This is a genomic window from Pelagicoccus sp. SDUM812003 (assembly GCF_031127815.1).
In the GTDB taxonomy this organism is placed as follows: domain Bacteria; phylum Verrucomicrobiota; class Verrucomicrobiia; order Opitutales; family Opitutaceae; genus Pelagicoccus.
On the sequence record NZ_JARXHY010000014.1, the window covers coordinates 52,501 to 75,456 of the forward strand.

General features: G+C 57.5%; 16 protein-coding genes and 1 rRNA gene (1 of these 17 only partly in view). 8 read left to right on the forward strand and 9 right to left on the reverse strand.

Translation table 11 applies throughout. From position 1 onward, the window contains the following. Window positions 1-188 (reverse strand): 16S ribosomal RNA (locus tag QEH54_RS17305); it reaches 1,373 nt to the left of the window's first position. Between the two features lie 1,325 nt (window positions 189-1,513). Here QEH54_RS17305 and accB point away from each other — a divergent pair. The 7 genes from accB (at window position 1,514) to QEH54_RS17340 (ending at window position 7,499) form a co-directional block, all read left to right on the forward strand. Further along, window positions 1,514-1,975, forward strand: coding sequence for an acetyl-CoA carboxylase biotin carboxyl carrier protein (gene accB, locus QEH54_RS17310; RefSeq protein ID WP_309019961.1), 462 nt, complete (start codon window positions 1,514-1,516; stop codon window positions 1,973-1,975). 87 nt (window positions 1,976-2,062) lie between these two features. Further along, window positions 2,063-3,418, forward strand: coding sequence for an acetyl-CoA carboxylase biotin carboxylase subunit (gene accC, locus QEH54_RS17315; RefSeq protein WP_309019962.1), 1,356 nt, complete (start codon window positions 2,063-2,065; stop codon window positions 3,416-3,418). A gap of 115 nt (window positions 3,419-3,533) precedes the next feature. After that, a complete protein-coding gene (locus tag QEH54_RS17320) occupies window positions 3,534-3,959 on the forward strand; it encodes an Asp23/Gls24 family envelope stress response protein (protein WP_309019963.1) in 426 nt (141 codons plus the stop codon). 38 nt (window positions 3,960-3,997) lie between these two features. Next, a complete protein-coding gene (locus QEH54_RS17325) occupies window positions 3,998-4,579 on the forward strand; it encodes a hypothetical protein (RefSeq protein WP_309019964.1) in 582 nt (193 codons plus the stop codon). A gap of 80 nt (window positions 4,580-4,659) precedes the next feature. Then, the gene (thiE, locus tag QEH54_RS17330) at window positions 4,660-5,319 is read left to right on the forward strand and encodes a thiamine phosphate synthase (protein WP_309019965.1); all 660 of its coding nucleotides are present in this window, start codon (window positions 4,660-4,662) and stop codon (window positions 5,317-5,319) included. A 163-nt stretch (window positions 5,320-5,482) separates the two neighbouring features. Next, window positions 5,483-6,538 (forward strand): LacI family DNA-binding transcriptional regulator, encoded by a 1,056-nt coding sequence (locus tag QEH54_RS17335; RefSeq protein WP_309019966.1) that lies wholly within the window; start codon window positions 5,483-5,485, stop codon window positions 6,536-6,538. 109 nt (window positions 6,539-6,647) lie between these two features. Next, on the forward strand, window positions 6,648-7,499 hold the full coding sequence (locus QEH54_RS17340) for a glycoside hydrolase family 16 protein (protein WP_309019967.1): 852 nt from the start codon (window positions 6,648-6,650) through the stop codon (window positions 7,497-7,499). 216 nt (window positions 7,500-7,715) lie between these two features. Here the strand turns inward: QEH54_RS17340 and QEH54_RS17345 are convergent, their stop codons facing one another. The 3 genes from QEH54_RS17345 to QEH54_RS17355 form a co-directional block, all read right to left on the reverse strand. Further along, entirely contained in the window at window positions 7,716-8,972 is a 1,257-nt protein-coding gene (locus tag QEH54_RS17345) for a hypothetical protein (RefSeq protein ID WP_309019968.1), read from the reverse strand. Window positions 8,973-8,974: 2 nt separating this feature from the next. Beyond that, the gene (locus QEH54_RS17350) at window positions 8,975-10,369 is read right to left on the reverse strand and encodes an MFS transporter (protein WP_309019969.1); all 1,395 of its coding nucleotides are present in this window, start codon (window positions 10,367-10,369) and stop codon (window positions 8,975-8,977) included. Between the two features lie 182 nt (window positions 10,370-10,551). After that, complete coding sequence (locus tag QEH54_RS17355; protein ID WP_309019970.1) at window positions 10,552-13,464, reverse strand: TonB-dependent receptor plug domain-containing protein; 2,913 nt, start codon at window positions 13,462-13,464, stop codon at window positions 10,552-10,554. Between the two features lie 550 nt (window positions 13,465-14,014). On the opposite strand from QEH54_RS17355, the gene QEH54_RS17360 reads away from it, so the two are divergent. Beyond that, window positions 14,015-16,522 (forward strand): TonB-dependent receptor plug domain-containing protein, encoded by a 2,508-nt coding sequence (locus tag QEH54_RS17360; protein WP_309019971.1) that lies wholly within the window; start codon window positions 14,015-14,017, stop codon window positions 16,520-16,522. 98 nt (window positions 16,523-16,620) lie between these two features. Here the strand turns inward: QEH54_RS17360 and QEH54_RS17365 are convergent, their stop codons facing one another. The 5 genes from QEH54_RS17365 to QEH54_RS17385 form a co-directional block, all read right to left on the reverse strand. Beyond that, complete coding sequence (locus tag QEH54_RS17365; RefSeq protein ID WP_309019972.1) at window positions 16,621-17,088, reverse strand: YbaK/EbsC family protein; 468 nt, start codon at window positions 17,086-17,088, stop codon at window positions 16,621-16,623. 246 nt (window positions 17,089-17,334) lie between these two features. Continuing rightward, window positions 17,335-18,876, reverse strand: coding sequence for a PQQ-binding-like beta-propeller repeat protein (locus tag QEH54_RS17370; protein ID WP_309019973.1), 1,542 nt, complete (start codon window positions 18,874-18,876; stop codon window positions 17,335-17,337). Window positions 18,877-18,928: 52 nt separating this feature from the next. Continuing rightward, window positions 18,929-20,338: a HAMP domain-containing sensor histidine kinase gene (locus QEH54_RS17375; RefSeq protein WP_309019974.1), complete on the reverse strand. Its 1,410-nt coding sequence runs from the start codon at window positions 20,336-20,338 to the stop codon at window positions 18,929-18,931. A 33-nt stretch (window positions 20,339-20,371) separates the two neighbouring features. Beyond that, on the reverse strand, window positions 20,372-21,589 hold the full coding sequence (locus tag QEH54_RS17380) for a hypothetical protein (RefSeq protein ID WP_309019975.1): 1,218 nt from the start codon (window positions 21,587-21,589) through the stop codon (window positions 20,372-20,374). Window positions 21,590-21,721: 132 nt separating this feature from the next. After that, window positions 21,722-22,639: a hypothetical protein gene (locus QEH54_RS17385; RefSeq protein WP_309019976.1), complete on the reverse strand. Its 918-nt coding sequence runs from the start codon at window positions 22,637-22,639 to the stop codon at window positions 21,722-21,724. Between the last annotated feature and the right edge of the window lie 317 nt (window positions 22,640-22,956).

Sequence of the window (22,956 nt, forward strand, 5' to 3'; positions counted from 1 at the left end):
TTCACATGCGGTATTAATTCACCTTTCGGTGAGCTATCCCCCACATAAGGGTAGGTTCTTTACGTGTTACGCACCCGTTCGCCACTCTCATGTTTAATTAGCAAGCTAACTAAACAATCCCGTTCGACTTGCATGTCTGAACCACGCCGCCAGCGTTCATTCTGAGCCAGGATCAAACTCTCCGAAAAGAGAGTTCATGAATCCATGGATTCTTGAACTACGCTGACAAATTATTAATTGTCAGTATTTTAAGTTATTGATTGGGGTCACAATCAATCACGCTAAATAAATTTCAAAGAACACCCTGAGTTATCAGGGAAAGACTCCATTCATTTCAAAACCAAATCCCTTCGTCAAGTTTTATTTTAAACTTTTTCGTTGGGGCGAAGTTTTTGTTGAACTTCAACTTGAATCTAAAAGAACGGGAGGCCGAACACTGTTCGAATTGTTTTCCGAATCAAGCTCTTTTTTGAACTTTTTCTTCACTTCCAAAACGAGACGTTTCGAAGCGAAACAATTTAGAAAACTTTAAGAACAGGAGGCCGGAAAGTGTCGAATCGTGATTTTGATTCAAGCAGAAAATTTAATAATTTTCGCTTTCCGAAAGCCGGTTCAAAAGACCAAGTAGTGAGTTGTGCTAAAAGGAACAGAGGTGGCGGAAAGTGCCATCTTCGTTTCTCATTTCAAGCAGAAAGTTTAATTATTTTTCGGGGCTCAAACCCATCGAAAATGAATCAAAACACTCGCTTTCGCGCACCGCTAAAAAGAACAGAGGAGGCGGACAGTGCCACTTCCAAAGACTAATTCAAGCAGTTTTTTCGACTTTTTTCGGTCGAAAAACGAAGGGCGCTTGATTGGAAACAAGCTGCTTGAGAGCACTGGAAAAGAACGAAGGCCCGGACAGTGCCCAAACCTAATCATCATTCAAGCGTTTTCTGAAAAAACTTTTCCACAATGCAAATTCCACAGGGGGACATCGCCATCGAACCGCTCCAAACAGGTTGGTTAAGCCCTTTCCGGAATCAACTCGCTGAAACACTTTGGCAGATTTCTGCCAATCTCCGCCAGCACTGCCAGAGAGAAGCGAAATCCACGGCGGCACGGAGCCGCCCTCCCCCCCCCCCCTTCCCAGTCTCAGCATAGTCAGGCCGAAAACGAAGGAGACCAAACGCGCCGCCCCAGCGCAGAGCTCGCCCGATCGTGACGCCATGGCGAGCTCGCTTCTCGAAACTCGAAGCGACAGCGTTCGAGGTGTAAACATCGCAGCGACCTCCAACGCGACAAGTAGCGGGAAATGGGCAGTCGGAGGCTCGATGTAAGAGCGTAGATAATATATATATAGTTGCATTGAACAGATGAAACCCAAGTCGTGCATTCACGCTCGCCATGCGAATCATTTTCACCAAACTCGCCCGCTATTACTTAGGCAGCTACTGGCACAAGACGGTTGCATCCTAGGAAAAACCCTGTAACAGACCCAAGTTTTACAGAACAACCACGAACCCATAGAGCTTTGGACATCAAAGAGATTAAGCAGATCGTCGACCTAATGAAGAAGTCCGACCTAACGGAATTTTCGGTCGAGGAAGAGAACTTCAAATTGCAAATTAAGCGAGCGACCGAGAGCGCCAACGCCCCGCAAATCGTCAGCTACGCCCCTGCTCCTGCCGCAGCGGCTCCTGCAGCTCCCGCTCCTGAAACCGCTCCTGCGCCCGCTCCCTCCGCAGCCGTCGAGGACAATTCGAAGTACATCACTTCTCCCATGGTCGGCACCTTCTACACCGCGCCATCCCCGGACAGCTCCGCATTCGTGAAGGTGGGAGACTCCGTGGAGGCCGAAAGCGTGGTCTGCATCATTGAAGCAATGAAGATCATGAACGAAATCCAGTCCGAGCTCAAAGGCACGATCGCCGAGATACTCGTCGAGAACGGCCAGCCGGTCGAATTCGGCCAGCGCCTCTTTCGCTTGTCCTAGGGCAAAGCTCGAACCGACCACTCCTTCTTTTCAAAGAGGCAGCCAGGAGCGATTCGGCTGCCTCGCCATTTAGACCACCGTATAAGCATGCAGAAAGTATTGATCGCCAATCGTGGCGAAATCGCCCTTCGCATCGTCAGAGCCTGCCGAGAACTTGGAATCAAGACGCTCGCCGTCTACTCCGAGGCCGACATCGAATCTCTCCACGTACAGCTCGCCGACGAAGCGATTTGTATCGGCAGGGCCCCCAGCTCCGAGAGCTACCTCAGAGCGGACCGGATCATCAGCGCCGCTGAAATAGCCGATGTAGACGCCATTCACCCCGGCTACGGATTTCTCTCGGAGAACGCGGACTTCGCCGAGCAATGCGAATCCTGCAACATCAAGTTCATCGGACCATCCTCCCACTCCATCAGAATGATGGGCGACAAAGCCGTCGCCAAGGAAACGGTTCGCAACGCAGGCGTACCTGTCGTCGACGGCAGCGACGGTCCGATCGACTCGGAGGACGAGGCCCTGAAGATCTCTCAACGCATCGGCTACCCCGTCATCATCAAGGCGGTCGCCGGGGGCGGCGGTCGCGGCATGCGCGTCGCGCACAACGACATCGCCCTGCGCAAGGAATTCAACATCGCCCGCAACGAAGCCGAAAAAGCGTTCGGCAACGGCTCGGTTTACGTGGAAAAATACATCCAGAATCCGCGCCACATCGAGTTCCAGGTGCTTGCCGACAGCCATGGAAAAGTGCTTCACCTCGGCGAGCGCGACTGCTCCGTCCAGCGACGTCACCAGAAGCTGATCGAGGAAGCGCCCTCCCCTTTCCTGACGCCCGAGCTGCGCAAAACCATGGGAGATGCAGCCGTGAAGGCCACCCAAGCGGCCAACTACGAAGGAGCCGGCACGATCGAATTTCTGGTGGACCAAGACGGCAGCTTCTACTTCCTCGAGATGAACACCCGAATCCAGGTGGAGCATCCGGTGACCGAGGAAGTGACTGGCATCGACCTCATCAAGCAGCAGCTGCTCATCGCCCAGGGCGAGGCGATCGCCTTCAACCAGGAGGACATCACCTTCGACAAGCATGCGATCGAGTGTCGCATCAATGCGGAAGACCCCTCTAAAAACTTCATTCCCAGTCCCGGCAGCATCGATCTCTACTACGCGCCTGGCGGCCACGGCGTTCGCGTCGATTCCCATGCCTACGGCGGCTACGTCATCCCGCCCTACTACGACAGCATGATCGGCAAGCTCATCACCTATGGAGCGACGCGAGAAATCGCCATCCAGCGCATGTACCGGGCTCTCGAAGAATACCTTATCCGCGGGATAAAGACCACCATCCCTCTGCACAAAGCGATCCTGCGCGACCCCACCTTCCGAGAAGGCAAAGCGACCACCGCGTTCATGGCTGAATTCATGACGCACCACAAAACCTTCGAGTAGCCCTCGTCAGGAATACCAACTTAGCTGAAACAAAACGGCGAACAGGCGAGACAAAGAAACAGCAGCGTGCTAGCCTCACCGCGTTAATCTCAATCCAAACTCCTTAGTTCAAATCATGGATCAACAAGAACCAACCATCGAAATCGGCGAAGACCAGGACGGCTCTCTCGGCCAGATCAAAGTCAACCACACCGTCGTCGCGACCATCGTCAAAATGGCGGCGACCAGCGTTGCGGGAGTTGTCGGCGTCGGTGGCAGCTTCATCGAGAACGTTTCCGCCCTCTTCTCGAGCAAGGATTACGACAAGGGCGTACGTGTATCAGAAGACGAAGGCGGAAACTACCACATCGAGCTTCGCGTGCACATGCAGTACGGCGTCGAGCTCGCCAAGACCGCGGAAAACCTCCAGCTCACCGTCGGCAAGCAGGTCACCAACATGACCGGCAAGACGGTAGCCGCAGTCGACGTAATCATCGAAGGCGTCAAAATGGAGGAGGAAATCCGCCGCGAACGCGCCAAGGAAGCCGAGTCGGAAGACTAGGCCCCGCCTGAACACGCGGTATACCCCCCTCAAGTGTAATGATCGAATCGGCGAAGGAAGTCTTCACCCAGCTGTCTCCCCTGCAAATCGGCGTCGGGGCGATCGCTTTGCTGTTTCTCGCCATCGGCCTCCGACTCGTGCTCAAGAAGCCGCCCGCCCACCTCACCGCCTTCAGCGGAAACGCAGGCAACGTGCTGGTCTCCCGCAAAGCCCTGCAGGAGCTGGTGAAGCAAGCCTGCCTGCTGGACGACTGGGTCGAGGCCGCTCGCCCCATCATCCGCGTCAAAAGCGACAAGGTGGAGGCACGCGTCGAGCTACGGCTCAGCCGGCCCGACAACCTCAAGGACGTCTGCGAACGCGTTCAGGGTCACATCACCGCCCTGCTGCAGAAGTCGCTGAGCTTCGACCAAATCGGATCCATCCAGATCGTGGTGAAGAGTTTCGGGTCTGAGAGCAGGGAAACCAACGTCCTCATCGAGGAACGACCTGCCCAATCCGAACTCGGCAGCGCCTCTCCAGCTGCAGTCCAGACGCCTACGGAGCCTCAGGCGGATCAGACGCCGACCGGATCCTCCACCGCAAAGGGCGACGAAAACGATCAGAAGGACCGCGGCGTCTAGGGCTCGCCCTTCCCAATGCCCTGCGGGAGTGGGTGAGGTTTGAGTAGACAAACGCGCCGGGCGGGACAAAACCCCTTTGCATGCTTCCCCTCAATTCGATCCGCTACTACGGAATACTGGACACGGGCTACGTCTCCGCGTCCGACTGGCTCGCTAAGTACGACGCCTTGGAACGCGGCGGCGCCGGCATCATCCAAATCCGGGCGAAAACCGAATCAACCCAGCAGCGAGCCGAGCTGGTGAAACGCGTCGTCGAGCATCGATCGAAAAAGGCCGCGCCCATCGATCAGCAGCCTCACCTCATCGTGAACGACGATCTTGATCTCTGCCTTGCCCACCCAGGACTCGGCCTCCACGTCGGGCAGGACGACCTCCCTGCGGCAACGGCTCGCGAACGTCTAGGCCCCGACCGGCTGCTCGGCCTTTCCACCCATTCCTTCGAGCAGGCCAAAGCCGCCATGGATCTCGGCCCTTCCACACTAAGCTACTTCGCGGTCGGTCCCGTTTTCCCCACCCAAACCAAGCCCACCTATCAAGCGGTGGGGCTGCAACTGGTCGCTGAAGTCGCGGCGGAAGCCCCCGAACTCCCCTTTTTCTGTATCGGAGGCATCAACCGCCAAAACATTCCTCAAGTCATCGCGGCCGGAGCCAAGCGGGTAGTAACCGTTTCCGATACCCTCTGCGACGAGGATACCGCCCAAGCGGTCGCCAAATCGATCCAGCTCCTCGGACAAGCCTAGGTCGAGCCTCGCTCGGGACTGTTTTCAGGCGCCGCAGGAAAAGGTTGCGCTCGCGTGCGCATAGGGAGAAGCTACCGCTCAATGAGCGATAAAACCGACTCGCCAGCGAGGCGAGATGCGGTATCTCATTTGTAAGAGGCGCCCCTTTCGCCTGCTAGTGATCATGGCCAAATTGAATCAAAAACTCATCGCGGATAAGCTCAACCTCTCCCGGACCACCGTATCTCGCTGCTTCACCAACCATCCGAAAATCAATCCGGAAACGCGAGCCAAGGTCTTTCGACTGGCAGCCGAAATGGGCTACTCCTACTCGGCCCAACGCAACGGCAACAACGCCAAGCTCGCCGGGCGCCGCAAGCTGGCTGTCATCGTCGGCATCGGCGAGAAGGAACGCGACAAGAACGATACCAAAACCGCAGAGGAGCTGCTGACCGGCATCAGCGAGAAGGCCGCCATCGAAAAGCTCGAGATCGAGGCGTTCTACGTCGATCCGCAGTCCTTCCTACCCCAATCCAGAGCTCGCCAGATCATCAAAGGCGTGAGTTGCCTCGACTGGAAGGGCGCCATCCTCATCTACCCCCTCAAGGAGGAGGCAGTCAGCAACATCATGGCGAAATTCCCCACCGTGTCAGTGCTGGAGGACTACGACAACTGCGACGTCGATTGCATCCATCCGGACCAGATCCGCGGAATTTCACGACTCATGCAGCGCCTAGTGGAGCTCGGGCACCGTCGCATAGGATTTCTCAGCTGGAAGTATCCCGTGCACACGCCATGGGTGGAGCGTCGACTTGGGGCCTACGTCGAAAACATCTACCGCTTCGGCCTGCAACTCGATCAGGACATCATCCTCAACCTTCGCCCCGAGGAGCAAATCCCTCTCGACGAACTAGCCCAACGGGCCGCGGAGCTGACCCGTCAAGGCGTCACCGCCTGGGTTTGCGCCGCAGACCACCAGGCCTACCACCTCATCGAACGCTTCAAGTCGCTCGGCATTTCCGTGCCAGAGCATTGCTCCATCACCGGGTTCGACGGCTTGGCGCCGCCTCCCGGTCTGCCGCAGGTCACTTCGATCCACATTCCCTTTCGCGATATCGGCATTTCCGCCATCAGCTCGCTGCTCCGAAAGATCGACCACCCCAATACCAGCCGGCGCAACATTCAGGTGTCCGGCGACATGATCATCGGAGAAACCTCCGGTCCTCCTCCAAAATCCTGAACTCCTAGGCAAAGGCCTGAGCGCCTTCTCCCCAACCGGGGAAACGAAATTCGCCTCGGCGGCGCGGTTTTAGTTGCACTACTTTGCATCTTAATAGAATGTATTTCGCATGAACCCCGTGACCCTTCTAAAAGCGAAAGCAGGCGATGCGCTGCTCGGCGGCCTGGCTTTGATTTCACCCCTTTCGATCGTCTCGTCCTTCGCGGGCGAGGAAGCGAACACTTCCGGCTGGCAGCTTGTCTGGTCCGACGAGTTCGAAGTCGATGGCCTGCCAGATCCCGAAAAATGGGGCTACGACGTGGGCGGACACGGATGGGGGAACAAGGAGCTGCAGTACTACACCGAATCGCGAGCCAAGAACGCTCGCGTGCAGGACGGACTGCTCATCATCGAAGCCCACCAGGAGCCTTTCCAAGGTTCAGACTACACTTCGGCAAGACTGGTGACCCGCGACACTGCCAACTGGACCTACGGACGCTTCGAGATCCGGGCCCGGATTCCCGACGGACTTGGCACCTGGCCAGCCATCTGGATGCTGCCGGTAGACTGGAACCTCGGCTCGGGCAACTGGCCTGACGTTGGGGAAATCGACATCATGGAGCACGTGGGCTACGACGTCGGCACGATTCACGCCTCCGCCCACTCCAAAGCCTACCAATGGCAGATCGGCACCCAAAAGACCGGAACCATCGAACTCGACGACGCCACCTCCGCCTTCCATACCTACGTCTTGGAATGGACCGAGGACGTCATCCGCGCCTACGTCGACGATACCCTTTACTTCGAATACGAAAACGAACACAGCGGCTGGGAAGCGTGGCCTTACCAGCGTGACTACTACCTGATCCTCAACGTCGCCTTCGGCGGGGCATGGGGTTCGGCTAAAGGGCTCGACCCGGACTGCCTGCCCAAAGCGATGGAAGTGGACTACGTTCGCGTCTACCAGCAGGCCGAAATCTGAATCAGAGGCGACTTCCCACGCTGCCTTCCGTCCGGAAAAGCCTCTTCGGCCCTTCAATGCGACCCACCCGGCGCCTTCCGAACCGATAAACGCTGAAGCCGCGAATCGAAATCGCGGCTTCTTTGTTTCCGGAGCGTCTCGAACCGGAGTTAGCTTGCGAACGAAGCGACAGGCTGCCACGCCGTGGCCTCCGGCTCGCCTAGTTCGCTCCAGCGCCTACGAAAGCTCCTTGTCGACCCAGAAGGGGAAGTTCGCCGTGGCAACGGTGTTGGCCTCTCCGCGTATCTCAACAAACAGACGATAGGGGCCCGACTGCATTGGAGCATCGAATCGTACCGTTCCGATCGCGTCCTTCACGAAGACCGTGGAAAGGACCGCGGCCGCCTCTTCCAGATCCCCTCCCAAACGCTTGTCGCAGCTCTCGCGACGCAGACTCCAGACGATTTCAGGGTCTTCCTCTTCAGGAGAGGTCCATTCCACCTCCGCGAGGAGCGACTCCTTGGAAGCGACCTTCAAAGAGGCCGATGGCGAGCTTCCGTTTACCCGAAATGCTGAGATCTTGGGGCAGCTCCCGTCGCCGAGCTGCTCTTTCCACTGCGAGCTGATAGCGAAAACGCCCTCCGTGGCCCTACCTTCTGGCGTGAAAAGCCCGTACCAGGTGTGGGTCGTCTCCTGCTTGTTGCCCCAAAGAAAAACGTAGCTTCCCAAGCAACGCGAATCCGAGGATCCAATAAATTGATACCGATAGCGGATCTGACCGGCCTTTTCGGTGGAAGTCGGCTCGAGTTCCGCTCCCCAATCCGTCTTTTCCACCTCCCAAGCGCCGTTCGACCCCCACTCCGTGATCAGATAGGGCCGCGACCAGCCGATGGCATCCAGCGCTGGCTGCACGCGTGAAATGTCTCCGTAAGAATTGATTCCCACTAAATCCAGCGAGGGACAAAGCGTTTCTATAGCCTTGAGCGAGGCTTCATCCGCAGAGGCCAGCACCGTCATGACCGGATGCAAGCCATCGACCCGCTTGATGAAGCGAGCTACCTCTTCGACCGCCCGCCACACGTCGGGATCCGAGCCAGTCCCGAGCTCCAACTCGTTGCCCACCCCCCAAAGCAGAAGATTCGGCTCGTCTTTGATCGCGAGCACCTCTCGCTTGATCCTCTCCAGCTGTTCCGCGACCGCAGCTTCATCGGCATAGTCGAAACCGCGACGTGGCGGTTCGAGCCAATGTCCCGAGCACAGGGTGAGATCGGTTTTGCGCAATGTCGGCAAAATGTCCTGCGTCTGCTCGATTCCCCAGGTTCGCACCGAATTCGCCCCGCTCGCAGCAAGCTCCTCGATTCGCTCGCAACCACCCGCTCCATTTACGAAAAACGGCACGCCGTCACGAAAGAGCGAAAACCCTCCTTGATGCTGGCGAATCTCCACCTTGGCTGGCGGCTGATCGATAAGAGGTGCCGAGTGCTCCGTATCCATGATTATGCGACAGAGCCTCCCAACTCGCGATTTCTCCGTTCCTTCAGATCGATCTCCATGGTCTCGAGCTCGCGATTGACCAATGGGTAGAAGAATATGGCTACGATCGAAAGCAGGGCCAATCCTGCGGGGAAAAACGTAAACAGAATTCGGATACCCATCAGCGACTCGGGCGTCTGCTCGGCGTTTGCCACAAACCCGACAGACTCCAGAAACCAGCCCGCCATGGCCCCACCAATGGTGAGCCCCAACTTTTGGGCGAAAAGCGCTGCGGAAAAGACCAGACCCGTGGAGCGACGGCCTTGCTTCCACTCTCCATAGTCAGCCACATCGGCGTACATGGACCACACCAGCGGAACCGTTGGCCCCACCACGATCGAAGCGAACAGGCTGAGAAACACCATGGTCCAAAACGCGTCAGGCGGCACGAAGAAAAAGAGGCCGATGGAAAGCGCGTTGAGAGCGGAGAACCAGATCATGATAGACCGCTTCTCCATGCGTGCAGCCAAGGGCTTGGAAAACCACACTCCGATGATGAGTCCCAGCATGCCCGCGGTCATGACAATGGTCGTCTGGTCGAAAAACAGCCACATGGGCGAGCCATCGTCCTTCACGTAGTACTTGAAGTAGTAGACCACCGCCCCGTTTCGCGCCGCCACGTTGGCCAGATTGAAAACCGCGACGAAAAACAGAATCAGCCAAGGGCGATTCTTCACCAAGGCCAACAGGTCCTCCTTCAAGTTGCTCTTCTGCTGCGCCGACGGCTGGATGCGCTCCTTGGTGCCGAAAAAGGTGATTAAGAAAAGCCCGATCGAGGCCACCGCGAAGATGGCCATGGTCAGTTGAAAACCGAGCGCCTCGTCGTCAGCCCCGAGCGCCTTCACCAGCGGACGCACCAGCATCGAAATCAGCAAGCCGCCCGCGAAGGCGCAGAAGAAGCGATAGCTGGCGATCAAGGTACGCTCGCTCGATGAGCTGGACATCACTCCCATCAAAGCGGAATACGGAATATTGATCGCAGTGTACGCCATCATCATGGCAAGATAGGTGACATAGGCGTAAATGATCTTCCCGTTCGCGCTGAGGTCGGGCGTCGCAAACATCAAGTATCCAACGATTCCATACGGAACGCACATCCAGAGCAGATAGGGCCTAAACTTTCCCCATCTGCTATTGGTGCGATCCGCCACATATCCCATCAAAGGATCGTTGATCGTGTCCCACGAGCGGGCCACCAGAAAGAGCGTGCCTGCCGCCGCCGGACCTATGCCGAACACGTCGGTATAGTAGTAGAGCAGGAAAATGTTGAACGTTTGGAAGAAGAAATTCGAAGCCGTGTCTCCGAGACCGTAGCTGAGCTTCTCGCCAACGCCAATTCGTTGAGTTGCTTGGGACATTCGTTTCTAGCGTAGTCGTTTTCTAACGACAGGAGGAAGAGGTCGATCCCCACACAGGAAGGAAACCGATAAAGAGATACTTAAAAGAGGCAGCGTAGAAAACGGATTGAGAAAAGCGGCGCCGGAGCAGGTTTGCCCCGACACCGCCAAATTCCCCATTCTCCACTACCCGAGGAGATCCTTTAGAGATCCACGCCGAACTGGAGGCGGTAAGTCGTCGGCTTGGCGTAAATATAGCCGTATGCCGACTGATCGTTCATCACGTTGTAGACATTCAACTGCACGTGGGCATTTCTGTCCTCGCCGATGGTGAACTCGTACTTGGCCATGGCGTCGATATTGATGCGAGTGTCCGTTTCCAAGACCACACGCTGACCGTTGGTGTCGGTCACGAGCTGACCGGATCCGTCGGTGATGCCCGAGAAGTACTCGCGCTCGCTCTCGTACTGAAAGCCAAGGCCGAAGGAGAGGCCAGCGAACTGGCCGTCGCGAATCTGGTAGTTACCCCAGCCGCTGAGAGCATGACGCGGCGTATCATCCTGCTTTTCGCCAGCGCCGTATCCACGGCCCTGCCAGGTGGAGGTGTCGTTCGGATCGAGGAACTGATCCTCGAGCGAGTATCCAGAAAGTCCCCACGCGCCATCCGGGAAGTACCAGACGGCCCACTTGTCGACGCCGCCCGCGCCCCACTCGTATTCAGGGAAGGCGCCAGCATTGACCACCGAACGCTTGGTCTGAGCGTAGTTGAGCACGAACTGCATGTTATCGGTAGGTGCATAGTTGAACTGAGCTTCCCAACCGGATGACTCCTGGTCGCCGCTGAGGTAGGCGTCGTACCCGCCCGCTTCCGCCGCAGCGAAGTCCAGCGTAGCGTTGTTGGTATTGTCGTCCTGAGTGTAGAGCCAGCCAGGCCAGCCAGGATTTGTGGTTTTGGAAGCGTCGAAGACGCGGTCCATATAAGCGCGGCCTTCCGCCTCGGTGGCGTTGAGGTACCACGTTCCATCGATCTGATAAGCTGCGCCACTATCCACGGCCGCGTCCCATTCCGGTTTGGCGACGGTGAAGGAGCCGTTTCTCCAATCCGCTTCCACGGTGGGATTGAAGTCGCCTACATTGTAGATGATGTCGGCGTCCGGATCGAAGCGTCCCTTCGCGGGAGCTGGAGCCCACCAGTAGAAGATAGGCGTACCCGTTTGCTTGATACGGTAGGCGCTGATCGTACCGCTCAGTTTGCCTTCGATCAGGTCGAACTTGATACCTGCTTCCTCGCTTTCGGCGGTGACCGCGTCCATTGGATTGCCGTAGACGTCGCGATTGCCGTCGAAGTTTGGCATGATGCCCTCCGCCTTTAGGGCGTAAACGGAGATCCGATCGTTGAGAGCGAAGGTCAGACCGACTTGCGAAGTGTCCTTTTCCTTGGCTCCCGCATCGTTGTTGGTGACGGTGTCCTCGCGGAAATCGGTCAGCATGCCGCGGAAGTCGTTTCGGTCGCGGCGCATACCAGCCACTGCGGTCAGACGCTCGTCCAGCCAGCTGCCCTGGTACACGAGGTAGGTTCCCTGGTTCCAGGATTGGTCATGCACGTCGCTGACGTCTTCCATGCCAGGAGCAGCCGTACCATCGCCATTCACGCCGAAGCGCATGTAGGAGGAGTCGGTCGGATCCCAGTAGAAGTATTGGTTTTGGATGGTGCCGCGTGTGAAGACGTCCTTGATCGACTTCTCTTCCGAGCGTCCGAGCAAGAAGCTGTTCTGCAAGCTCCAGAGCTCGCTGTTTTCGAACAGGTCGAAGTTGTAGTTCAACTCGGCGCGGATCTGACTGCGATCGATAATCTCGTTCTTGTCCATCCAGGAACCCTGGAAAATCGCGTCCGTGACTTCGCCATAAACGAACTCGGCATCGCCGTTCTCCACACTAGCTGGGATAACCGTGATGGTGCTGCGCAGGTTTTCAGGACCGACGTTGTTGGTGATGCCACCCGACACGTCGCGAGAATCGAACTCGACCTTGGATGTGTTGTATCCAAGAAGCAAATTCAGGTTGTCGCTAAAGCTATGCGTAGCTTGCAGACGGATGTTATGCGACTCGGTATCGAGAAACGTATCGGGTCCGCTCCAGCGCATGGTGCGAATCTCCTTGTCCGGGAACTGGAGGAAACCGGCTCGTTCCAAGCGGTCCTGCTGGTTGGCCACGTTCTCGCTTGAGAGGTCGCCACGAGCGCGAACGCTTTGGAATCCCACCGCGTTCTTGTGCTCCAATCCGTACTCCATGTCGATGGTGACCTCCGTCTTCTCAGTGGGACGGAACGTGAAGATCGGCGAAATGAACTGTCGCTCGTCCTCGGCGAGCTCGGTGTAGCTGCCATTCTGCTCGTGCACCGCGGTGACGTAGTAGCCCAGCTTCATGGCGTTATCCAAGGTGTCGCCCGCTTCGAAAACCGCGCGGTAGTGCTTTTGGTTCCCGGCGCTCAGCGTCAGACGCTGCATCGGATCCTCGGTCGGAGTCTTCGGCAGGTAGTTCACTATGCCGCCGAAGTTGCCGATTCCGTACAAGAGGGCCGCGGGTCCGCGAATGACCTCTACACGTCCAATGTTTGCGGCGTCGGTGGCGAACTGGCGACGGTAGCCGTCACGCAAGGTCGCGTCGGTGATGAAGCCGCGCACCTTGTAAGAGGTTTGAGTCTTGTTGCTGGTGGCGCCTTCGGGATTGTGCACGCCGCCGATGGTGCCAAAACTGTTTCCTTTGCCCGCGTCGTTCTGCGAGGTCATCACCATGCCGGCGCTGTAGGCCAACGACTGGCGGAGATCGGTCGACCCCGTGTCCTTGATGAATTCTTCGGTGACGACTTCGATGGGCATCGGGATGTCCTTGATGGCCGCATTGAGTCGCGTGCCTGAAATCGTGTTGGTGGCTCGATATCCTTGGTCTTGAGAAGCGTCCACGGTGAAGGGAGTGAGCTCGTAGACATCGTCTTCTGACTCCTCCGAATCAAGCGTGCTGACGGATTGACCCGAAAGGGTCGCGGCGAAAAGTACGCCGGCGCCGAGACAAGCGTAGGATGCCTGCTTACGACGCGATAAGTTAGTGCGTATCATATCCATTCCTGGTTCGTGAGTTGCGGGGTTCTGGGGTGAGTGGGCCGACCGCTCGGCCGTGATTGGGGTGTTGGGGCGAAGCCAAACGAGAGACATCGCTAGGCCAGAGATGTTTGCCTCGTCGGGCTGATTTAGATGCAATTTGATACAACACCACCCGCAGGTCAAATCTTTTATTTGCACTAGTGTGCACCTTGACAAAGAATTCCTCACGATCTCATGCGCGCTGAGATCGGCGCGCGAATGCGGCGATTCAGCTCTTTCGGCGAACTCCGCCTTCGCGGAAACACGCATAAAGGTACCTAGCCGAAGGCGCTAGCTATGCTTCGGTTCCTAGTGGAATCCATGCAGCGCTTCGCTCTCACATAAGCATTCGAGGCGCGAATGCGCCCGCGTGAAAACTCTGCAACAAGCTGGTTAAGTCTGCGTGAAGACAAGCCTGCCCCCATTGACCGGTGGTAAATAAAGCGTAAGCCTAATCAGCGTCGGGCAAAGCGATCCAACGTATTCGCGTTCCCGATACACATCAAACTGAACTAGCACACGAAACATGAAAACTACCATAAAACGCCAAGCGTTGGCTGCGTTGACCCTAGCGGCGCCAGCGCTCGTCTGCGCCCAGTCCATAGAGAATCCGGAGCCGGACTACTATGAGCTCGACGCGGTCACCATCACTCCACTGGAGCAGTTCTCCAACCGAGCGATCTACGGCGAAACGCCCATCGCCTTCTCTGAAGTATCCAAGGCGGATCTCGACACCTACCTCGCGTCGCAGGACATCCCCATGGTGCTCAACTACACGCCTTCGGTCTACGCGACCACTCAAGGTGGCGGAGCGGGAGACGCTCGCATCAACATCCGCGGCTTCGACCAACGCAACGTTGCGGTCATGATCAATGGCGTTCCCGTGAACGACATGGAAAACGGCTGGGTGTATTGGTCGAACTGGGACGGCGTTGGCGACATCGCCTCCTCCGTTCAGGTCCAGCGCGGCATCTCCAATCTTGATCTGGCAGTGCCCTCCATCGGCGGCACCCTCAACATCATGACCGATCCCGCGGCCAAGCAGCGCGGCGGCATGGTCAAGCAGGAGTTCGGTTCGGACGGCTTTTCCAAAACCACCGTCATCGGCCACACCGGTCTCATCAACGACACCTTCGCGGCGTCCGCAGCAGTCGCTCGCAAGATGAGCGGCGGCTACGTCGATGGCGTCTGGGCAGACGCTTGGTCTTGGTACGTCGGAGCATCCTATAAGCTAAACGAAAACAACACCATCGAGTTCTACGGCTTCGGCGCCCCGCAGCGTCACGGCCAGAATCTCTACCAGCGCAACATCGGCACCTATAGCGAATCCTTCGCTCTCGGACTCGACTCCTACGACCCAGCCGCTCTCGATCGCTACTACGAGCGCGGCTACGCCTACAACGAAACCTGGAACTACGTCGACCCTGACTACGACGGACTTCAAGCTGACCACCACGGCATCGGACCCCGTCGTTTTCCGGACTACATCAATGAGCGCGAGAACTTCTACGATAAGCCTCAAGTCAGCCTAAACTGGTACTTCCGTCCGGAAAACAGCAAGTGGTCTTGGGACAACGTATTCTACTACTCCGGCGGCGAAGGCGGCGGCACCGGCACCTACGGCAGCGTGGCGCGTGTGATCGACTCCGGCACCTACTTCCATCGCAATCGCGACTGGAACGCCCAAATCGCCCAGAACAGAGCCAATCTGAACAGCGAAGGCCTGGCGGAGTCTACCGGCATCCTGCGCAACTCGCGCAACAACCAATGGACCATCGGAGCCATTTCCAAGGTGACCTTCGAAGCTTCCGAAAACTGGAGCACCTCCTTCGGGATCGACTGGCGCACCGCTGAGATCCAACACTTCCGCGAAGTGCGCGACTTGCTCGGGGGCGACTACTATCTCGAAAACGGCGTGCAAAAAGGACTCGGCGGCACCATCGACTACAACAACACCAACACCGTCGATTGGCTCGGAGGCTACTTCCAGGCTGCCTACGAGAAGGACGCGTTCTCCGGATTCGGCATGATCGGGCTCTCCCAGATCTCCTACAGCTTCGAGGACTTCTTCCGTCCGCTCGGAAACGGTCAGAACTACGTCATCGATTCGGACGACTTCGACGGCATGCAAATCAAGCTAGGCGGTCGCTACGACATCAATGAAACGGTCAGCATGTACGCGAACTTCGGATACGTCGAAAAGGTGCCGATCTTCGACAACGTGATCGACGACTTCACAGGCCGCGCCTACCTCAACCCGCCGGACGAAGTCTTCACCAACTATGAAGTTGGCTTCAACTACATCGACTCCGACGGAAAGCTCACCCTTGGAGCAAACATCTACCGTACCAACTGGGACGACCGCGCCTTCTCCAAAAGCCTCCGAATCGAGGAGGACACGGACAACGATGGCGTCAACGACACAGTCGTCTTCGACGAATACGTTAACATCAGCGGCGTCAATCAGCGTCACCAAGGCTTCGAACTGGAAGGCAGCTATCGCTTCAACAAGGAGTTCCGCCTGGACAGCACCTTGGCTCTCAACGATTGGGAATACACCAACAACGTGACGGCCCGAATCCCTGGCTTGGACACGGACCTGATTCCCAGCGAGTTCGACCTCTACATCGAAGGGCTCAAGGTAGGCGACGCCCCGCAGACGCAGTTCACCACTAGCCTGATCTACATGCCGACGTCGGAAATGAACTTCAGCGCTCGCATGCGTCACAACCGCGACAACTACGCCGCGTTCGACCCGCTGAGCCGTACAGACAAAACGGATACAACTCAGAGCTGGAAGGCTCCCGACTATACGGTCTACGACTTGCACATGAACTGGACCCTGCCGACTCAAACGGACGTGAAGTACGAAGTCTTCGCTAGCGTGCTCAACGTATTCGACGAAAAATACGTTCAAGACGCCACCGACAACGATCGCTTCAACAGCTTCGACGGCGACCACGACGCCGATGACGCCGCAGTGCACTTCGGCGCGCCACGCCGCATCAACGCCGGCCTAAAGATCGAGTTCTAAGCGAGCAATCGAAAAGGCGCCCGCCAACTTGCAAAGACAAGACGCTACGCTGATTTCGGCGTAGCGTCTTTTTTTGCAAACGGTCTTCGGACGACCGGCTAGGTGAGCACCGCGAAGGGAATCATCTCCGGCTCTACCAGCCATTCGAAGTCGTCGTACGACAATCGGATCAGCTCAGTGTGCGTGCCAGCCGAGAAGGCGATGGTCTCATCCTCCGCCAGCTCCGGAGCTACGAAGACTTTCATACCAAACAAGTTTCCGAACGGCGGGATCGCTCCCAAATCGCAGCCAGGAAACATGTCGATGAACTCGTCCTCCGTAGCCAAGCAGGCTTCGCGGGCGTTGACGATTTCGGCCATGTAATCCAGGTCGATATGTTCGGAAGCAGGCAAGACCGCCATGGCGAACTCGCCGTCCAGCTTCACCACCACCGTCTTCGCTAAGTCCCATCCAGACACGTGCGCCTTTGCGGCGACCTCCTGGGCGGTGTAAGCCGGCGAGTGGGTGATCTTCTCGTACTTGATGCGGTGCATGTCCAAGTACTCTGTTATTCGAGCGATAGGCATAACGCTCTCCTCCTATTTGTTTGTTCCGCTACCGAAGGATCCCAATCAGGACCTCCGAAAACGCGCGTCGCAATGCGATCGCGAGGCAACGATGTAAACCGACAAACGTCGGCGCCACGGCCCTGGGCCATGTCGTCGGCGGCAATGGAGGAATTGTAGCAGCTTATGTCAGGTTGTCCAGATCCGCGCTGCGGCTAATGCCATAAATAGGCCCTCTAACCCTCGCCTTGCGGCGAAAACCCGACCCTAGTCATCGGCCACTCGAAATCGCCAAAAAACGCTATCGGCCCCATCCCCTAGTGGAATCTCCACCCGACGCTTGAGAAACGCCTCTTCGCTCTCGAGATCGCTGACTTTCGGAGCTCCCCCCGCCCCCTCCTCCACAGGTTGCCATTGCCGCAGGTCTTCGGACCGCTCCCACTGCAGCGTCAGACCCTGGTCCCCCGAGATCCAATCGAATTCCCTCACCAGGGCGTCTCCGTCGACCGACGACTCGATTCGCTCGTCTATGATTGCCCGATCGTAGCGGCTCGGATTCGTTCCCAACGCATATTCCAGGACGAGCGGCGTCCCATCGCCGTCCTCATCGGAAAACGGATCCGTGGCAGCCACGTCATACCCGAGCTCAAGAAGCCATTCCCCAAACCCTTGGCTGAGCGTCGGCAGCAGCCCTTCGCGAGCCAGGCTTCGATTTGCGTTGTCGGCCCCGAAGCGATGCCATGAGGACAGGCCGGGGTCGCCAGTCCATTCGATGGCATACACCGATCCATCATAGCAACCAAACAGCAGGCGGCCATCCCCATCGAGGACCGGTGAAGCGTCGACGTAGTCAGAAACCAAATACTCGAGCACCAGCTCGCCTGCAGGATCCAAGGCAGACACCGAGCTGACGCCCGACCCCAAATAGCAACCGACAAAAATCCGATCGCTGTCATCGATCGCAGGAGTGGAATAGAACACGTCCCCCACATAGCTTTCCCACAGTTTGACCCCTTCCGTGTCGACGCAGTACACGAAACCGTCATGGCTGGCGAACACCAACGAACCATCGGAAAGCAAGGCGACTCCAGTGTCGATCGCTTCCTCGGCTTGAAACTTCCACAGAAAATCTCCCTCTGGACTCACCGCGTAGAGCCCACCGTCCCCACCGCCAAAGTAGACCGTACCATCATCACCTATGGTTGGAGAACTCTTGATACGATGATCGACCGGATCCTGCGTTTGATCGATCTCGAACTCCCAAAGAGCTTCGCCTGTATTCGAAAACGCATACAGGCTTCCGTCCATCCCTCCCACGAAAATCCGACCAGCGGAATCGATCGCTGGGGAGCTATCCATTTCCGCACCTACGAAATAGCTCCATCGCAGACCTCCGTCCTTGTCGATCGAATACAGGAATCCGTCCGACGAACCGATGAACACGTTTCCCCAAGCATCGAGAGAGGGAGAGCCCACCACCAGATTCCCCGTCTCGAATCGCCAGAGCTCGACACCGTTCGAAGCGTCCACCGCGTAGAGAGCGTTGTCCCAAGACCCCACGTAGACCGTCGCTTCATCGTGGCTGAGCGTTGGAGTCGAATCTATCCAGTCGGCCGCTTGAAACCGCCAGATCTCGCTGCCAGACGGAGACAGTGCGTAGAGCCCGTTGTCACGGCTCGCTATGAAGACCGAGCCCGAGCTCGAAACCGCTGGCGAAGCGAAGATGCTGCCGTTCGTCTGAAACTCCCAAAGCAGATCGCCATCTGCCGCGACACTCGGAAGCGCCCCAGCCAGGCATGATCCAAGCATGACGCTCAGCCCTCTCAATGATCGTGAAAACGCGGTTGTCATATCGCCATCCCTAAAGCTCGTCCTCCACCGGGAAACGGAGTTCGAAACAGGAGCCCTCCGCAGAGCTTCGCTTCAGCTCCAACGAACCTCCCAAATGCAAGGCCAACTGTCTGCAGATCGAAAGCCCGATGCCCGCTCCACCGCTTTTCGAACTCGGCACAGGCGAGAAAAGCCTGTCTCTCATCTCTTCCGGAATCCCTGGGCCTGTATCCAAAACGCATACACGGAAGTGTCCCTCCTGCCGATCGATTCGCGCCTCGATCCGATCGCCCGGCCTCGCTGCCTCCAGCGAGTTCTGGACAAGATTGCTCGCGATGAGCAAAACGATGTTTCCTCGATAGCTGCTGATCGTATCCGCGGCACCGGATTGGCAGACAAAGCTCAGCGAACGAGCGACCGCCGCTTCGCCCATGCGTCGCTCCAGCTCCCCAGCGATCTCATCTAGACTGATCTCGTATCCAGTCTCTGAATTCACATCCTGCAAAAGAGCTACCACCTCCTGAACCATGCGTTGCATCCGTCGCGCGGCCTCTTGCGCCCCACGCCACTCCTCGTCGCCAAGATCTCCCGAAGCGCTCGGCCCCGCCTGCATCACCTGCTGAAGACCCGCTAGCGGATTCTTCAGACCATGCATCAAATGAGCGGCGACCGGTCCTAGAGCCGAGGTGCGGGCCAGCGAGGCAAGCTCCGCATTCGCTTTTTCCAGACGACGGGACTGCGCCATGATGCTCCGATTCGCTTTGGAAAGACGCCACCAAGCAGCGCCAAACAGCCCCGCGATGAGCAGACCTCCGATCCCCACCGCAACGCCTGCCTGCCTCCGCAATCGTCGATCGAGCAAAGCGAACGACGCCTCGATCTCCGCTCCGTCCAAAAGATAGCGAACAACCCCGAGCGATTGCCCCATTCGGCTGGATGCCAAAGGAAGGTAAAGCTCGAGAACGGCAAAGCGATCGAAGGCATCGGTCCCGCCGCGCACGAACTGGCCAAACGGCGTCTGTTCATGGTACTCGGACAGCGCCTCTCCAGCGAGCACGGTTTGCCAACGCGATGCTTCCAGCCCACGAGCCTCGACCTCGTCGGATGAGGTTCTTGCCAATTCCCCGTCCGGGGAATAAAGCTGCACCGCGAAAACGCCTTTAGCGGTCGCGGTCTCGATCAAGATCTCCCACAACTCGGTATCGCTGAGACCTTCGAACTCAAAGATGAAACCACGCTCGAACTCCGCTTGATCGATCTGATTCTGTATCAGCAGCGCCAATACCTGCGCATCGCGAGACTTTATCTGATCTCGAATATCCCGCCTCAGACTCCAGGTAACGCCTGCCACGACAAAAGCGAACACCAGCAGCAAGGCGAGGAGCGATCCGGTTCCGACCGCCCACGCCCCTTTTCCTTTCGAGTCAAAACGCCTTTGCATCAGCTACTTTTTCCATTCGTCACTTTGTTCCTGCTAGAGCCCTTGAAAGAGGCTGACTCCTAGCATCACGCTTTCTCCCCGATATGACAACCCATTCGCATTGGAGTCCTTATCGTCGCCAGACCCTCTAAGGAAGAGGCGAGCTTTCGGAGACAGGCGCCGCGACAAGTCGAAACTCCAGCGAAACGAATCGTCCTTTCGCGTATCGTCCTGACCGAGAACCGCCGGGCGACGATCATAGTCCACCTCGCCCAATCGAGCCTCTACCGACAGCTCCCAGGCTCCGAAGTGGAAAACCGCCTTCTGCCGCAGCGACCATTCGCCCCGACCGTAAAACGACCCTTCGGTTTCGCTCTCATCACGAAACAAGAGCTGAGTCTTGCCACCCCGCCAGAATCCCTGCTCACGGCTATGCTCCCACTGCAGGCCCCACTCTCTTAGATCCAGGTCCAACGCTCGATCAAGCCTCTCCCCTCGAGCCGATCGCGACAAGCGCTGCTCGTAGTTTTCCCGTTCCATGGACGCTGCGATCTTGAAGGTTCCAAAACGTCCTGCGTCGAGTTTGTAGAACGCTTCCGAGCCCAAGGTATCGTACGCTTCGCCCGGAATGTCGTAGTCCGCTCGCGAATACCGGGTTTGAATTCCCGCGAGTCCATTCGACATCAGGCTCCGTTCCAAGCTGACGACGAGCCCGGGTTCGCGAAAGCGGATACGAGCCGCGTCGATCTCAAACTCCTGAGCTGAGCGGTCGTATGCTTGCACCGTATGCACCGCCTCCATGCCGGTGGACAGTTTCCACCGATCGCCCAAGCGACGACCTACCGAAGCTTGTGCCAGAAACAGGTTTTCCGTATCAAGTCCATCGATACCGTCAAACCAGCGAATCTCCCCATAGACCATGATGGTGGTCTCCAATCGGTGGCCCAAAGCCGGCTTGAACGCCAGGTAGTCGAACTCCGTCTCCAGAAAAGCCGCGTCCACGCCGCCCGTCTCCTCAAGCAGCACATTGTTTTTCCAACCAAATCCAGCCGCGAGCGACGCTTCCTGCGTCCAGTCAACCATCGACTGAATCATTTCCTCGAGTTCAGCCAGCTCGGCGAGCTCCTCCTCGACCCCAAGCTCCGCCTCGTCTTCAGCAAATATCAAATCGCTGAGCCAGTCGAGATCGTCAACTGGCTCCGGATCCTCCTGAGCGAAGCTGGATACTGAAGCCAGAGCGAGGCTTAAAAGCGTTTTCCGGAAGGATGGCATTCCGACGTGTCCCCGGGGGACTTCTATTTGATGGCGCGAGGGGTTGACATTTTCGAAACGGTCAGGGCGCGGGCGGGAATTCACCCACCCGCGCCATTCATTCGCAATGACTAGAAATCAAGCCACAGGTCCTCAACCTTCAGGACGACGGTCGCCATCCTGGTCATCCCGAAGATCCTGGATCGCCTGACGGCGGCGTTCCTTGATATCATCATGAACATCCTTCAACTCGTCGATAAGCGCTCGACGATACTCCTCGCGTTCCTCACGGGTCATTCCCTTCATTTCCTCGCGAGCCTCCTGCTTGCGGGCCCGTACCTGCTGGCGCAAGGCGTGAATATCGTTTCTGAGCTCGCGCATCGCATCGGACATGGGGCCTCTCTCCAGCTCGACGCGATCCCGCCGATTGTCTCGAATCAGCTCCCGTAGCGAGCTCGCCAGCTCCTTGCGTTGAGCGATCAATTCGGCGTTTTCCTCTTCGAATTGCTCCTTGGCCGACGCGATCTCCTCCCGCGTGGCGTCCTCTCCCAGTTCATCCCGTATGGCCCGCCACTGCTCCGCAAGAGACTGCTTCAGCTCGCGGTACTCCTCCAGAAGAGCCTGCCCCTCCTCGCCAAGGTTTTCCCCGTCGAAACGCTCGCGAAAGTCCGCCCGAAGCTCAGTCACGACCGAGTACCTCAGCTCCTTCGCCGTCTCGATCTCGTCGGCGTAATCCGACATGAAGGCGTCTCGAGCCGCCTTCCATGCCTGGTTGCCCGCTCCAATGTCCGGACGATAGTCGGCTTCCCAGGCATCGGAAATCGCCTGCAAGGTGTCGCGCAGCGCCACCACGTCCTGCTGCAGCCCTTCCGGCAGCGTGTCCAGATTTGCCAAGGCTCGCGCCAGCAGCTGATCATTGGGGCGCATGATGGGGTTGAGGGGGCGGTCACGGTTCAAGGCGTATCCAGTTTCCGGATCTGATCCGTCACCGGATTGAGCAAGGACCGAGCTCGTCAGGATGCCCGCAGACAACGCCATCAGGCCCGCGAGGGATTTTATTCTTATTTTCATGATACTTCTCCAATTGTTCGGTTTTTCAGCTGGCGACTGAATCCCAACTTGCAGGGCGTGCGCCACGTTCCGCCAATCAATCCCAAGTCCCTTTCCTTCAGTTTTTTATATTCTTTCCAAAGAATTGTACCGACCGGTTCTAGGGCTGAATCCGGGCATTATTTCCCATTTTTCGACACGAATTTGGCAGACATCCGGGGACTATTTCCCGCCGAGGCCGGAGCCTCGCGGGCGATTGGGAAGCACTACCCACTCCCCCCTTGAGCAACCCTACAGACCAAGTGCCGACAAGCGGCAACGGCCCGTAGACCCAGCGG

Excerpts from the sequence above, each read along its gene's own strand:
- accC (WP_309019962.1), top strand. The coding sequence starts at position 2,063 with ATGCAGAAAGTATTGATCGCCAATCGTGGCGAAATCGCCCTTCGCATC.
- QEH54_RS17320 (WP_309019963.1), top strand. The coding sequence starts at position 3,534 with ATGGATCAACAAGAACCAACCATCGAAATCGGCGAAGACCAGGACGGC.
- QEH54_RS17325 (WP_309019964.1), top strand. The coding sequence starts at position 3,998 with ATGATCGAATCGGCGAAGGAAGTCTTCACCCAGCTGTCTCCCCTGCAA.
- thiE (WP_309019965.1), top strand. The coding sequence starts at position 4,660 with ATGCTTCCCCTCAATTCGATCCGCTACTACGGAATACTGGACACGGGC.
- QEH54_RS17335 (WP_309019966.1), top strand. The coding sequence starts at position 5,483 with ATGGCCAAATTGAATCAAAAACTCATCGCGGATAAGCTCAACCTCTCC.
- QEH54_RS17340 (WP_309019967.1), top strand. The coding sequence starts at position 6,648 with ATGAACCCCGTGACCCTTCTAAAAGCGAAAGCAGGCGATGCGCTGCTC.
- QEH54_RS17345 (WP_309019968.1), bottom strand. The coding sequence starts at position 8,972 with ATGGATACGGAGCACTCGGCACCTCTTATCGATCAGCCGCCAGCCAAG.
- QEH54_RS17350 (WP_309019969.1), bottom strand. The coding sequence starts at position 10,369 with ATGTCCCAAGCAACTCAACGAATTGGCGTTGGCGAGAAGCTCAGCTAC.
- QEH54_RS17355 (WP_309019970.1), bottom strand. The coding sequence starts at position 13,464 with ATGATACGCACTAACTTATCGCGTCGTAAGCAGGCATCCTACGCTTGT.
- QEH54_RS17360 (WP_309019971.1), top strand. The coding sequence starts at position 14,015 with ATGAAAACTACCATAAAACGCCAAGCGTTGGCTGCGTTGACCCTAGCG.
- QEH54_RS17365 (WP_309019972.1), bottom strand. The coding sequence starts at position 17,088 with ATGCCTATCGCTCGAATAACAGAGTACTTGGACATGCACCGCATCAAG.
- QEH54_RS17370 (WP_309019973.1), bottom strand. The coding sequence starts at position 18,876 with ATGCTTGGATCATGCCTGGCTGGGGCGCTTCCGAGTGTCGCGGCAGAT.
- QEH54_RS17375 (WP_309019974.1), bottom strand. The coding sequence starts at position 20,338 with ATGCAAAGGCGTTTTGACTCGAAAGGAAAAGGGGCGTGGGCGGTCGGA.
- QEH54_RS17380 (WP_309019975.1), bottom strand. The coding sequence starts at position 21,589 with ATGCCATCCTTCCGGAAAACGCTTTTAAGCCTCGCTCTGGCTTCAGTA.
- QEH54_RS17385 (WP_309019976.1), bottom strand. The coding sequence starts at position 22,639 with ATGAAAATAAGAATAAAATCCCTCGCGGGCCTGATGGCGTTGTCTGCG.